This is a genomic window from Methylobacterium sp. AC433 (assembly GCF_979253015.1).
Genome location: NZ_CEEDBN010000003.1, coordinates 72,193 through 84,468 on the forward strand (window position 1 = coordinate 72,193; position 12,276 = coordinate 84,468).

Annotated in this window: 11 protein-coding genes; 4 read left to right on the forward strand and 7 right to left on the reverse strand. The window is 68.8% G+C overall.

All coding sequences use genetic code 11. The annotated features are described in order from the left end of the window. Window positions 1-113 precede the first annotated feature (113 nt). The 3 genes from clpA to AC0IWM_RS06285 all read right to left on the reverse strand — a co-directional run bounded on the left by clpA (window position 114) and on the right by AC0IWM_RS06285 (window position 3,791). Window positions 114-2,588 carry an ATP-dependent Clp protease ATP-binding subunit ClpA gene (clpA, locus tag AC0IWM_RS06275; protein ID WP_471753580.1) on the reverse strand — a complete coding sequence of 825 codons (2,475 nt, stop codon included), beginning with the start codon at window positions 2,586-2,588 and terminating at the stop codon, window positions 114-116. 23 nt (window positions 2,589-2,611) lie between these two features. Further along, the gene (clpS, locus tag AC0IWM_RS06280; protein WP_471753581.1) at window positions 2,612-3,040 is read right to left on the reverse strand and encodes an ATP-dependent Clp protease adapter ClpS; all 429 of its coding nucleotides are present in this window, start codon (window positions 3,038-3,040) and stop codon (window positions 2,612-2,614) included. Window positions 3,041-3,341: 301 nt separating this feature from the next. Continuing rightward, entirely contained in the window at window positions 3,342-3,791 is a 450-nt protein-coding gene (locus AC0IWM_RS06285) for a phasin family protein (protein ID WP_471753582.1), read from the reverse strand. A 301-nt stretch (window positions 3,792-4,092) separates the two neighbouring features. On the opposite strand from AC0IWM_RS06285, the gene AC0IWM_RS06290 reads away from it, so the two are divergent. Continuing rightward, window positions 4,093-5,583, forward strand: a complete 1,491-nt coding sequence (locus tag AC0IWM_RS06290) for a serine hydrolase (RefSeq protein ID WP_471753583.1) — start codon at window positions 4,093-4,095, stop codon at window positions 5,581-5,583. A 130-nt stretch (window positions 5,584-5,713) separates the two neighbouring features. On the opposite strand, the gene AC0IWM_RS06295 is transcribed toward AC0IWM_RS06290, so the two are convergent. From AC0IWM_RS06295 to AC0IWM_RS06305, 3 genes are all read right to left on the reverse strand, one after another. Next, the gene (locus AC0IWM_RS06295) at window positions 5,714-6,391 is read right to left on the reverse strand and encodes a J domain-containing protein (protein ID WP_471753584.1); all 678 of its coding nucleotides are present in this window, start codon (window positions 6,389-6,391) and stop codon (window positions 5,714-5,716) included. Then, entirely contained in the window at window positions 6,388-6,642 is a 255-nt protein-coding gene (locus AC0IWM_RS06300) for a hypothetical protein (protein WP_471753585.1), read from the reverse strand. The genes AC0IWM_RS06295 and AC0IWM_RS06300 overlap by 4 nt, the downstream gene beginning before the upstream one ends. A 65-nt stretch (window positions 6,643-6,707) precedes the next feature. Then, window positions 6,708-7,865: a S1C family serine protease gene (locus AC0IWM_RS06305; RefSeq protein WP_471753586.1), complete on the reverse strand. Its 1,158-nt coding sequence runs from the start codon at window positions 7,863-7,865 to the stop codon at window positions 6,708-6,710. Window positions 7,866-8,304: 439 nt separating this feature from the next. Here AC0IWM_RS06305 and AC0IWM_RS06310 point away from each other — a divergent pair, with 439 nt between their 5' ends. Then, window positions 8,305-8,520: a hypothetical protein gene (locus AC0IWM_RS06310; protein WP_055953370.1), complete on the forward strand. Its 216-nt coding sequence runs from the start codon at window positions 8,305-8,307 to the stop codon at window positions 8,518-8,520. 460 nt (window positions 8,521-8,980) lie between these two features. Here the strand turns inward: AC0IWM_RS06310 and galU are convergent, their stop codons facing one another. Next, complete coding sequence (galU, locus tag AC0IWM_RS06315) at window positions 8,981-9,847, reverse strand: UTP--glucose-1-phosphate uridylyltransferase GalU (protein ID WP_471753587.1); 867 nt, start codon at window positions 9,845-9,847, stop codon at window positions 8,981-8,983. A 168-nt stretch (window positions 9,848-10,015) separates the two neighbouring features. Here galU and galE point away from each other — a divergent pair, with 168 nt between their 5' ends. Together galE and AC0IWM_RS06325 are read left to right on the forward strand one after the other, a co-directional pair. Beyond that, entirely contained in the window at window positions 10,016-11,005 is a 990-nt protein-coding gene (gene galE, locus AC0IWM_RS06320; RefSeq protein WP_471753588.1) for a UDP-glucose 4-epimerase GalE, read from the forward strand. Between the two features lie 89 nt (window positions 11,006-11,094). Continuing rightward, entirely contained in the window at window positions 11,095-12,219 is a 1,125-nt protein-coding gene (locus AC0IWM_RS06325; protein WP_471753589.1) for a lytic murein transglycosylase, read from the forward strand. Window positions 12,220-12,276: the final 57 nt, after the last annotated feature.

Sequence of the window (12,276 nt, forward strand, 5' to 3'; positions counted from 1 at the left end):
GCTTGCTAACCATCCGGCGACCGCGTGTCGACCGCCGGATGTCGTTTTCCGCACCCTCGAGACGTGACGAACCGGCCCCTCCCCACGGGCGGGGCCGGTTCGACGGAACGCGATCAGGCCTTGACCAACGGCACCTTCGGAACGGTTCGGACGCCACCGGAGCCGCCGCTCGGGCCGCCCTTGTCGTCGCGCTTGTCGTTCGTCTTGCGCGCGCTGGCCTTGGCCTTCGTGCGCTTGTGCTTCTTGGCCGCGTTGGCCACGTCCTTCTCGGGCTTGGGCGTGACCGGGCCGGCCGGGAACTCGAAGCCGAGACCGTCCTTCTCCGCGCCCTCGCCCTTGCGCAGGACCACCCGCACCGCGCCGCCATCCTTGAGCCGCCCGAACAGGACCTCGTCGGCCAGCGGGGTCTTGATGGTCGACTGGATCAGGCGGGCCATCGGCCGGGCGCCCATCGCGTCGTCGTAGCCGTTCTCGGTCAGCCACTCGCGCGCCTCGTCCGAGAGCTCGATGGTGACGTTGCGGTCGGCGAGCTGCGCCTCGAGCTGGAGGACGAACTTGTCGACCACCTTCGCCACCACGTCCTTCGGCAGGTGGCCGAAGGAGATGATCGAGTCGAGACGGTTGCGGAATTCCGGCGCGAACAGCTTGTTGATCGCCTCGACGTCGTCGCCCGTGCGCTTGGCCTGGGTGAAGCCGTAGGCCGAGCGCGCGAGGTCTGAGGCGCCCGCATTCGTGGTCATGATGATGATCACGTTGCGGAAATCGACCTGCTTGCCGTTGTGATCGGTCAGCTTGCCGTGATCCATGACCTGCAGCAGGATGTTGAACAGGTCCGGATGCGCCTTCTCGATCTCGTCGAGCAGCAGCACGCAGTGCGGGTGCTGGTCGATGCCGTCGGTGAGGAGGCCGCCCTGGTCGAACCCGACATAGCCGGGCGGCGCGCCGATGAGGCGGCTGACCGTGTGCCGCTCCATGTACTCCGACATGTCGAAGCGCAGCATCTCGACGCCGAGGGACGCGGCGAGCTGCTTGGCGGCCTCGGTCTTGCCGACGCCGGTCGGACCCGCGAACAGGTACGAGCCGATCGGCTTGTCCGGATCGCGCAGGCCGGCCCGGGCGAGCTTGATCGCCGAGGTCAGCGCCTCGATGGCGTTGGGCTGGCCGTAGACCACGCGCTTGAGGTTCTCGGTCAGGTTCTTGAGAACCACCGCGTCGTCCTTCGAGACGGTCTTCGGCGGGATGCGGGCCATCGTGGCGATGGTGGCCTCGATCTCCTTGACACCGATGGTGCGCTTCCGGCGTGCCTCCGGCACCAGCATCTGCGAGGCGCCGGTCTCGTCGATGACGTCGATCGCCTTGTCCGGCAGCTTGCGGTCGTTGATGTAGCGCGCCGACAGCTCGACCGCGGCCTTCACGGCCTCGGTGGTGTACTTGAGCTTGTGGAACTCCTCGAAATACGGCTTCAGGCCCTTCACGATCTCGATCGCATCGGGGATCGACGGCTCGTTGACGTCGATCTTCTGGAAGCGGCGCACCAGGGCGCGGTCCTTCTCGAAGTACTGGCGGTACTCCTTGTAGGTGGTCGAGCCGATGCAGCGCAGGGAGCCGTTGGCCAGCGCGGGCTTGAGCAAGTTCGAGGCGTCCATCGCCCCGCCCGAGGTCGCGCCGGCACCGATCACCGTGTGGATCTCGTCGATGAAGAGCACCGCGTTCGGATGCGCCTCGATCTCCTTCATCACCTGCTTCAGGCGCTCCTCGAAGTCGCCGCGGTAGCGGGTGCCCGCCAGCAGGGTGCCCATGTCGAGGGAGAACACCGTGGCCTCGATGAGGACCTCGGGAACCTCCTTGTTGATGATCTTGCGGGCTAGGCCCTCGGCGATGGCGGTCTTGCCGACGCCGGGCTCTCCCACGAGGAGCGGGTTGTTCTTCTGGCGGCGGCACAGGATCTGGATCGTGCGTTGCACCTCGGCCTCGCGGCCGATCAGCGGGTCGATCCGGCCGTCGCGGGCCTTCTTGTTGAGGTTGACGCAATAGGCGTCGAGGGCATCGCCCTTCTTCTTCGTGCGGCCCTCGCCCTCGTCGCCGCTCGGGCGCTCGGAGGCGGATTCCTCGTCGGCCCCGCGCACGGGCTTGGCCTCGGAGGCGCCGGGGCGCTTGGCGATGCCGTGGCTGATGTAGTTGACCGCATCGTAGCGCGTCATGTCCTGCTCCTGCAGGAAGTACGCGGCATGGCTCTCGCGCTCGGCGAAGATCGCCACCAGCACGTTCGCGCCGGTGACCTCCTCGCGCCCGGAGGACTGCACGTGGATCACGGCGCGCTGGATGACGCGCTGGAAGCCGGCCGTCGGCTTGGCATCCTGGCGGCCGTCCCCGATGAGGTTCGACAGTTCGGTGTCGACGTACTCTACGAGGGCGCGCTTGAGGGTGTCGACCTCGACGTTGCAGGCCCGCATGACGGCCGCCGCGTCCTGATCGTCCACGAGGGCGAGCAGGAGATGCTCCAGCGTCGCATATTCGTGCCGGCGCTCGCCGGCGAGCGCCAGGGCGCGGTGGAGAGCTTGTTCTAGGCTGCGAGAGAAGCTGGGCAAAGCGTGGCCTCTGTGTGGGGTGCCTATTTCTTTTCCATAACGCACTGGAGAGGATGTTGGTGTTTGCGGGCGAAGTCCATGACCTGCGTCACCTTGGTCTCCGCAACTTCGTACGTGAAGATGCCGCACTCGCCGACACCGTTGTGGTGCACGTGCATCATGATCTGAAACGCGACTTCCTGCGACTTGTTGAAGAACTTTTCGACGACGTGAACGACGAATTCTTGCGGTGTGTAGTCGTCGTTCAGCAAGAGAACCCGGTAGAGGCTCGGTCGCTTGGTCTTCGGCTTGGTGCGGGTGATGATGGCGGTTCCGGAGCGTCCGTCATCCGTACCACCCGGTTCGCGCGGCTCGTCCGCCGCCCGCACATCCGTGCGGTGACGGTGAAGCGTGAAGGTTTCGGGGCCGCCCGCGCGCGAGGATTCGCTGCCCCGTATCAGGACGTCGGTCATCTGAATTGCATCGACCCCTTGGTGCGGCATGCTGCTCGTTGGCTGCTCATCCGCGGGTCGCGCCGGCGAGGCGCGCTCGCATCGCCGGTAATCTATAGGGCGTTCGGCCGCTTCGCCAGTCGGCTGCGCGCACTTGTCCGAGACCGTCACGGTCCGGGTCCGCGCTGGTCGCCGAGCGCGTAGCCGCGAACGGTCGGCGTGAAAACGGAAACGGCCCCGTGCGATGGCTCGCACGAGGCCGAGTGGCAGGCTTTGAGGCCGGGTCCGCGAGTGGATCCCTCCGCTTGCGGAACTCCGCGGGTCAGGCGGCCTTCTGCTCGGCCGCGGGGAAGCCCGGGAGCTTCGGGAAGGACTTCAGGTCGAAGGCCTTGGGACCGAAGAACGTCTTGGGGTCGAAGAATGCCTTCGAGTCGAAGAAGGTCTTCATGTCGAAGGGAGCCTTGGCCTGCAGCGGCGCACCGATCTCCTGGGCGAGGCCCTGATACAGATCGGTCATCACCTTGGCCTGGCTCTGGAAGCGCTCGTAGGAGGCCTTCAGGTAGTCGGCCTGGATCTCGAGGGCGGACTGGAGCGTGCGGGCGGCGGCCAGCTTCTTCATCGCTTCGGCGCCGGCGCTGTAGGATTCCTTGGCGAAATCGGCCATCTCGATGCCGGCGGTATGGTTGGTCTTGGCGAGCGACGAGACGCTCTTCATCACGGTGGCGAGACCGGACTTGTTCATCTCGGCGGCCTTCTCGTAAACTTGGCTCATCTGATGATCCTTTCGCCCCGATGGGGCTTACCCTGACGTGTCGGGCAGATGCCCGCGAGGCCGATTGCGGCCCGTATCGCCTATGTGTGCGATGCAACATGGAACGTCAAGCGATATATTGCACTGCACCATGACGATCGATTTCGAGAATCGGTCTCATGGCATTAACCGGGCCGTAACTGCGTCCACCTAGCCTGATTGACAGATGTTGCGGGGTCACGGCGGCACGGCCGCACCCCCCGCCGAGATGTTGCGGTGCAAGCCGGCCCATGGGCCGTGCATGTCGAGGCAGTGAGTCGTGATGCGTAGCCATACTCCCCGCGTCGGCCGGGTGGCCGCCCTGTCGGCCGCGATCGCGGCGGCCGCCGTCCTGGCCGCCCTCGCCTCCCCGGCCGAGGCGCGGCGCGGCCACCATCACCGCGGTGGCGGCGGTGGCGGCTACAACCCGCCCTACGCCGCCATGGTGGTGGACGTGAAGACCGGCAAGACGCTGCACGCGATCAACGAGGATTCGCTGCGCCACCCGGCCTCGATCACCAAGGTGATGACCCTCTACATGCTGTTCGAGCAGCTGGAGCGCGGGCGCTACACCCTCGAGTCGCCCCTCACCGTCTCGTCCTTCGCTGCCTCCCAGGCCCCCTCGAAGCTCGGCCTGCGCCCGGGATCCACCATCGAGGTCGAGGACGCCATCAAGGCGATCGTGACCAAGTCGGCCAACGACGTGGCCTGCGCCATCGGCGAGAACATCGCCGGCTCGGAATCACGCTTCGCCGAGATGATGACGCAGAAGGCCAAGGCGCTCGGCATGAGCCGCACCCACTACGCCAATGCGTCCGGCCTGCCGGATGCCGACCAGATCACCACGGCGCGGGACCTGACGATCCTCGCCCGGGCGATCCAGGACCGCTTTCCGCGCTACTACAAGTATTTCCAGACCCGCTCCTTCGCCTTCCGCGGCCGGGTCATCGGCAATCACAACCGCCTCCTCGGCAACGTCCAGGGCGTGGACGGGATCAAGACCGGCTACACCCGGGATTCCGGCTTCAACCTGATGACGGCGGCCAGGCTCGACGACCGGCAGATCGTGGCGATCGTGCTCGGCGGAAAGTCCGGCGCCAGCCGCGACCGCATCATGGCCGACCTCGTCCGCCAGTCCCTGCCCCGCGCCTATGCCGGCTCCCGCCAGACCCCCGCGACCACCGAGGTCGCCGAGCGCGCCCGCCCGGCCGTGGTCGCCGACGGCGCTTCGCGGACCCGGACCCAGGTCGCCTCCGCCGATGACGAGGCGGACGTGGAGACCACGGCCTCGACCCTGCGGGCCGGCCAGCCCCTGGACATCTCGCCCAACCGCTCCGCCACCACGACGCCCGGCAGCGCCGGCATGAAGTGGCGCTCCGGTGCCCTCCCGGCTTCGGCGCAGGCCTATGCGCCGTCGAACGGCCAGGCCGCGTTCCCGGCCGGCGGCAAGACCGACGCCCGCCTCGCCTCCGTCGACGGCCCGCGCACCGAAGGTCCGAAGCCGGTGGCCGGCGCGCGGATCACGCCCACGGCCTGGGTCATCCAGCTCGGCGCCATGGACGACGAGGACAAGGCGAAGTCCATGCTCTCCGACGCACGCAGCCGGGCCGGCGGCGCGCTGGCCAAGGCCTCGCCCTACACCGTGAAGGTCGAGCACGGCGGCGCCACGCTGTTCCGCGCCCGCTTCTCCGGCTTCGCCGAGCAGGACACCGCGCAGGACGCCTGCAACGCCCTGAAGCGCAACGGCTTCAACTGTTTCGCCACCCGCAGCTGAGTTCGCGCTGACGGCACCGCAAGGGACCGGAGCCGCCCGCGGGCGGCCCGGCACAGCACAGCTACGCCCGGTTCGTATCGCCGGACGTCCGCACCCTCGACATTCCCTGTCTGGCAACGCGCGTGGAGTATCAGCGATGTCGGTTGTTAAGCCTGTCACGGGCCGCGTTGACGCGGGCCGCCTGCTCGGCCGTGCCTCCCTGGTCGGGGTGCAGCCGCTTCATCAGCGTCCGATGAGCCGCGCGGACCTGCTCCAGGGACGCCCCGCGCTCAAGCCCCAGGATCTCATAGGCCTCCTGCTCCGTCATCGCCCCTGGATACGCCGCGCGGCGCGGCCCCGGGTCGGGATCTCCCTGAGCGTCTACACGCCAGCCGGGATACCGGCGGTCGAGATACGCCTCTAGGCGCCGCGTCGTCTCCGCGTCGCGTCCGAACAGGGCGACCAGGGCGGGCAGCGGGATCACCGAGAGGGGCTGACCGGCATAGGGTCCCGCAAGGGCGATCCCCTCGCCGGCCCCGTCGAAGCCGATCGTCGCGCCCGTGAGGCGAACCGGATCGAAGCGGGCGGCAAAGGCCCGGCCCCGTCTCCGAAGACCGTCCGAGCCTTCGAGCAGCCAGACGGCACCCCCGCCGAACAGGATCGCGAGTTCGACGCGGCCCCGCACCAGGAACAGGCCCGCCCCCGCGAGAGCGGCGTAGCCTCCGACCCGGCGCAGGACGCGCGTGGTCAGGGCGGGATGCCGGAGCCGAAGGTTCCGCCCGAACCACCAGATCAGGAGAAGCGCGACCGCACCGGCGAGGAACGTCACCGGCCGGTGCCGTATTCGGCGCTCACCCGGCCTCCGACCCGCAGCTTCACCCCGCCGAGGTCGCGAAAGCCCTGCGCGTCCGGTGCCGCCGGTCGCGCTCGGGCGGTCCCGCAGCCGGGTCGCGGCGGCAGCCGGACGCCCTCCGGTGCGTTCTCCGGGCAGAGATGCGGCGGAACCTGCTCGGCCGCGCCGGCGGCGAGGGCGCCGGCAAGCCAGAGCAGGACGACGGGGGGAGAGCGGTGCCGGGCCATGGATCGCCTTCGCTGATCGATGCGCCGCTTTAGCGAGCGCCGCGCGCCGTGACGAGGGGGCGGTCTCAGAGCCGGCTCTCCGCCACGTCGGTGGTGGTCAGGCGGACCCGGCGCGTGCGCCCGTCGCGCTCCACGGTGAGCTCGATCGAGGCGCCGAGGCCGGCAGCCTCCATGGCGGCGGTGAGATCGGCGAGGCGGTGCACCGGCCGGTCTCCGGCGCCCACGATGATGTCTCCGATCTCGCCCGTCTGCGGATCGACCCCGCGCAGGCCGGCCGCGGCGGCGGGCGAGCCGCGCAGGACGCGCAGGACGACGACCCCGTCGATGCCGAGGCGAGCCGCGGTGGCCTCCTGCCCCGCGATGATGCCGATGCCGGGATTGCGCGTCCGGCCGTTGCGGATCAGCTCGGGCACGACGCGGTTCACGACGTCGACGGGGATCGCGAAGCCGATCCCGGCGCTGGCCCCGGAGGGCGAGAAGATCGCGGTGTTGACGCCGATGAGCCGCCCGGCGGAATCGAGGAGCGGTCCGCCGGAATTGCCCGGGTTGATCGCCGCATCGGTCTGGATCACGCCCGAGAGCTCGCGGCCCGCGCTGGTGGGCAGCCGCCGCTGCAGGGCGCTGATCACGCCGGTGGTCAGGGTGTGGTCGAGGCCGAAGGGGTTGCCGATGGCGAAGGCCGACTGGCCGACCTTGAGGTCGGCGGAGGTGCCGACCGCCAGGGGCTGCAGCGGGGCGGTCGTCCGGCCGAGGCGGATGACCGCGAGGTCATAGCTCGGCGCCGCGCCGACGAGGCTCGCCGAGACGACCTCGCCCGAGGACAGGCGCACTGCGATGGAGCCGCCGCCCTGGGCGGCCGCCGCGACCACGTGGTTGTTGGTGACGATGTGCCCGGCCGCGTCCCAGATGAATCCCGTTCCGGTCTGCGAGCCACCGCCCTGCTCGCCGTTCTCGCTGTCGACCCCCATCAGGGCCCGCCCCTGCGCCGCCGCCTGGACGAAGACGTGGACCACCGACGGGCTGGCGCGGGCGAAGAGGTCCACGGTCGCCGTCTCAGCGGGCGCGAGGTCGCCCCGGGCGGTGACCGCCCGCGGGGTCTCGGCCGAGAACAGGAAGCCGGTCAGGTAGGGCTGTGCCACGAACAGCGCGAGCAGGATGAGGGCCGCCCCGGCGGCCCAGCGCAGGAAGCGATCCGCCGGCTGCGGCGGATACCGATCGGGCATGTGTCATCCTCTTCACCATGCTGCGAAAACCGCATCGCCTCGCAGGTCCATTAACTGGGCGGTGACCCAATGCCCTTCAACTGGATGGGTGCCGTGACGGATCAGGGTGCGACAGCACACGGAAGCCGGACGCGACCATAGATAAACATCGGCTAGATATTGTCAGCCAAAGCGACAAAACAGAACGAGAGGGCGTCCAAAAGCAGCCATATTCTGCGCGCTGATCAACAACAGCGCGCTTTATGTGAGGGAGGGAGCGTTCTGGCCGGAATGAGCTTTTCATTCTTGCCTGATTTGACCTCAAAGCTGCCTTAGAGATGCTTCCATTCACCCGGATAGACGTCCCGCGGCAAATGTTCAGGTTCGAGGTCGTACAGACTTCTGGCCGGACATCCGGCATCGCGGGGAACGACCCTCACGATTGAAGGAATCGAGACCTATGGAAACCCAAGCCCTGGAACGCCCCGCCGATCTCACGATCTGGCGCACCGCTCCGGTCCCGGCGCCCCTCGCCCAACCTGCCCGCTACCGCACCCTGCGCGAGGCGATCGAGGCCGCGGCCGGCGCCCTGTCCGATCCGGCCAAGCAGCCCTGGATCATCACCGAGGATGGCGAGGTCCTCTCGCCGAACTGGATCCGCACCTACCTGAACTGAGTCCGTCGGCGCTTTCGCGCCCGTCGTCCCGCGAGCCGACCGCCGCCCCGTGCGCGGCCGGCCCGCGCGCCGCTTGGCGGCGCATGATCGATCCCTGCGGCACCACGCCGAGCCTTCGCTCCGCGACTCCGACATCGCAGTCGCGTGCAGATCCGTAGCCTCCTCTGCCTCCAACCTGACGTGCCCGCATTCCGGCGATGTTCTGGGAGCCAGCCTCACGGCGTCGGCTGGCCCGGTAGCCGCCGTGCCGCGCCGGACACCGGACGAAAAAAAGGCCGCTCCGAAGAGCGGCCCGAAGTCTAGGGAGGAAACGCCCAAGAAGGGCTGCTGAACCGCGACGCCATCGCGGTCCCGCAATGCACAATCTAAAGTGCGCCGCACAAAATGCAAGGGCTTTGAACGTCGTTCAACGCAGATTCTCGCTGCGGCGTACCACGCCTCCCGCGGCGGCGCCTCGTCCCTAGTGCTCGCTCAGGAGCTGCGCGATCTCCACCTTGAGGGCATCGGACAGGTCCTTGCGCTCGAGGGCGTAGGCGATGTTGGCCGTCAGGAAGCCGAGCTTGGAGCCGGTGTCGTAGGTCCGGCCCTGGTAGTGCATGCCGAAGAAGGCCTGGTCCTTGGCGAGCTTGATCATGGCGTCGGTGAGCTGGATCTCGCCGCCGGCACCGGTCTCGCCGTGCGCGAGAATGTCGAAGATCTCGGGCTGGAGGATGTAGCGCCCGGAGATGATGAAGTTGGACGGTGCCGTTCCGGCCTTCGGCTTCTCCACCATGCCGTTGATCTCGAAGGTCTGGCCGAAGGTCTGGCCGACGCCGACGATGCCGTACTGGTGCGTCTCCTCGGGCTTGACCTCCTCGACCGCGATGACGTTGCCGCCGTGGCGCTCGTAGGCGGAGAGCATCTGCTGCATGCAGCCCCGGCTCAGCATGTCGGGCAGCAGGACCGCGAAGGGCTCGTCGCCGACGATCTCGCGGGCGCACCACACCGCGTGGCCGAGGCCGAGGGGCGCCTGCTGCCGGGTGAAGCTGGTCTGGCCGGCGGCCGGCAGGTCGCGCTTCAGGGCCTCGTAGGCCTCGGTCTTGCCCCGCTCCTGCAGCATACGGTCGAGCTCGAAGGCGACGTCGAAGTGATCCTCGATCACCGCCTTGCCGCGTCCCGTCACGAAGATGAAGTGCTCGATCCCCGCTTCCCGAGCCTCGTCGACGACGTGCTGCACGACGGGGCGGTCGACGACGGTGAGCATCTCCTTCGGAACCGCCTTCGTGGCCGGAAGGAAACGGGTGCCCAAGCCGGCAACGGGCAGGACGGCTTTGCGAATCGGTTTCATCAAGCGGGACCCGGTAGCGAGGATAGGGTGAGGAGAACCTCGAATGGATTGACGTCGCCCCGCTACAACCTCCACTGACAGAGGTGATCGAGGCGTCGCCGTTACGGGCATAACCGACAAGCTCGATTTCCGATATATCGTCGGTGAGACGTTTGGGGAGAAGATGTCATGGCGGTTCTTGTCACGGGCGGGGCGGGCTATATCGGCAGCCACATGGTCCTGGCACTTCTCGACGCCGGACACGAAGAGGTTGTCGTGCTCGACGACCTCTCGACAGGGTTCGACTGGGCGCTCCCTCCCGAGGTCAAGCTCGTCGTCGGCGATGTCGCGGACCAGTCTCTGGTCACGGAAATCATCCTTCAGCACCGTATCGATGCGATCGCGCACTTCGCCGCGCGCATCGTCGTGCCGGATTCGGTCGCGGATCCGCTGCATTACTACTTGGCCAATACCGTAAAGACGCGGGCATTGATCGAAACCGCGGTCCGCTGCGGGGTCAAGCACGTGATCTTCTCCTCGACGGCGGCGGTCTACGGGGAGCCGGAGGTCGTGCCGGTGCCGGAGGATCTGCTGCCCGCGCCGATCAATCCGTACGGACGCTCCAAGCTGATGAGCGAGTGGATGATCGCCGATGCGGCCAAGGCCCATGGCTTCTCCTACGTCGTCCTGCGCTACTTCAACGTCGCCGGCGCCGACCCGCGCGGCCGGACCGGGCAATCGACGCCGAATGCCACCCACCTGATCAAGGTCGCGACGCAGGCCGCCCTCGGCCAGCGGACCCATCTGGAGGTCTACGGGACCGATTACCCGACCCGCGACGGCTCGTGCCTGCGCGACTACATCCAGGTCTCCGACCTCGCCGAGGCCCATCGCGTGGCGCTCAACCACCTCCGATCGGGCGGCGAGAGCCTGACCCTGAATTGCGGCTACGGCCGCGGCTACTCGGTCCTGGAGGTGATCGAGGTGGTCAAGCGCGTCTCGGGGCGCGATTTCGAGGTTCGCCTCTCGCCGCGCCGGCCGGGGGATCCCGCCCAGATCGTCGCCGAGGCGCAGCGCATCCGCGATCTCGGCTGGACCCCGCAGAACGACGACCTCGACCGGATCGTCGCCCAGGCCTTCGCCTGGGAAGAGGCCCTGACCCGGCGCAATCGCACGTGAGGCGCTGGACGCCCGTCGTCCTCGCCGCGTTGCTCGGAGCCGGCCCCGTCCAGGCGGCGGGTGCCGCGTCGACACCGGCTGCGGCGACGATGGAGGCAAGATCGGGCTTTGCCGCCTTCGTCGCCGCGCTGCGGCCGGATGCCGAGGCCCGTGGCGTCACGCCCCGGACCTTCTCGGCCGCCTTCGCGGGGATCTCCGGGCCCGATCCCGACATCCTCTCCCGCACGCGCAAGCAGGGCGAGTTCGGGCGGCCCGTCTGGGACTATCTGGTGGGCGCCGTCTCGGCTGGGCGGATTGCCCGCGGTCAGGCCCAGGCCAGGCGACTCGCGCCCGTCCTCGCCCGAATCGAGGCGCGCTACGGTGTGCCGCGGTGGATCGTGTTGGCCTTCTGGGGCGTCGAATCGGATTTCGGGGCGAGCGCCGGCAGCGTTCCGACGATCCGGGCGCTCGCGACCCTGGCGGAGGCGAAGTTCCGCGGCGCCCTGTTTCGCGACGAGCTCCTCGCCGCCCTCACCATCCTGGAGCGCGGCGACGTCACGCCGGAGCGCATGAAGGGCTCCTGGGCCGGCGCCATGGGTCAGGTGCAGTTCCTGCCCTCCAGCTTCCTGGCGCATGCCGTGGACTTCGACGGGGACGGGCATCGCGACATCTGGGGATCGGAGGCCGATGCCCTCGCCTCCATCGCCGCCTATCTCAAGGCCCTGGGCTGGAACCCGGGCCTGTCCTGGGGCTACGAGGTGATCCTGCCGCCCGGGTTCGACCTCGCGCGCTACCGCGGGAACCTCGCGGATTTCGCCCAGCGCGGCGTCAGGCGTGCCGACGGGGAAGCCCTGCCCGGCGCAGGCCTGGGCAGCCTGTTCCTGCCCGGTGGCCTCGGCGGCCCGGTCTTCCTGATCACCGACAATTTCGAGGTGGTCCGCGCCTACAACACGTCGGATTCCTACGCCCTGGCGGTGGGGCACCTCGCCGACCGGCTGGCCGGCGGACCCGTCCTCGCCGCGCCCTGGCCCGTGCGGGATGCCCGCCTCGACAAGGCCGGGCTGCAGGCGCTCCAGAGCGGCCTCGCCGGGCGCGGCCTCTACGCGGGCGAGGCCGACGGGCGCGCCGGGCCGAAGCTGCGCGAGGCGGTGCGCCAGTACCAGATCGCCGAGGGGCTGCCGGCGGACGGCTACGCCACACCTTCGCTGCTGGAGCACCTCCGGCGCCGCCCTTAGACCTCGCCCGCATCCTCCTCTAAGGTGACGGCACCCGACCGGTCTCCGGTCTGATCG

Excerpts from the sequence above, each read along its gene's own strand:
- clpS (WP_471753581.1), bottom strand. The coding sequence starts at position 3,040 with ATGACCGACGTCCTGATACGGGGCAGCGAATCCTCGCGCGCGGGCGGC.
- AC0IWM_RS06285 (WP_471753582.1), bottom strand. The coding sequence starts at position 3,791 with ATGAGCCAAGTTTACGAGAAGGCCGCCGAGATGAACAAGTCCGGTCTC.
- AC0IWM_RS06290 (WP_471753583.1), top strand. The coding sequence starts at position 4,093 with ATGCGTAGCCATACTCCCCGCGTCGGCCGGGTGGCCGCCCTGTCGGCC.
- AC0IWM_RS06300 (WP_471753585.1), bottom strand. The coding sequence starts at position 6,642 with ATGGCCCGGCACCGCTCTCCCCCCGTCGTCCTGCTCTGGCTTGCCGGC.
- AC0IWM_RS06305 (WP_471753586.1), bottom strand. The coding sequence starts at position 7,865 with ATGCCCGATCGGTATCCGCCGCAGCCGGCGGATCGCTTCCTGCGCTGG.
- AC0IWM_RS06310 (WP_055953370.1), top strand. The coding sequence starts at position 8,305 with ATGGAAACCCAAGCCCTGGAACGCCCCGCCGATCTCACGATCTGGCGC.
- galU (WP_471753587.1), bottom strand. The coding sequence starts at position 9,847 with ATGAAACCGATTCGCAAAGCCGTCCTGCCCGTTGCCGGCTTGGGCACC.
- galE (WP_471753588.1), top strand. The coding sequence starts at position 10,016 with ATGGCGGTTCTTGTCACGGGCGGGGCGGGCTATATCGGCAGCCACATG.
- AC0IWM_RS06325 (WP_471753589.1), top strand. The coding sequence starts at position 11,095 with ATGGAGGCAAGATCGGGCTTTGCCGCCTTCGTCGCCGCGCTGCGGCCG.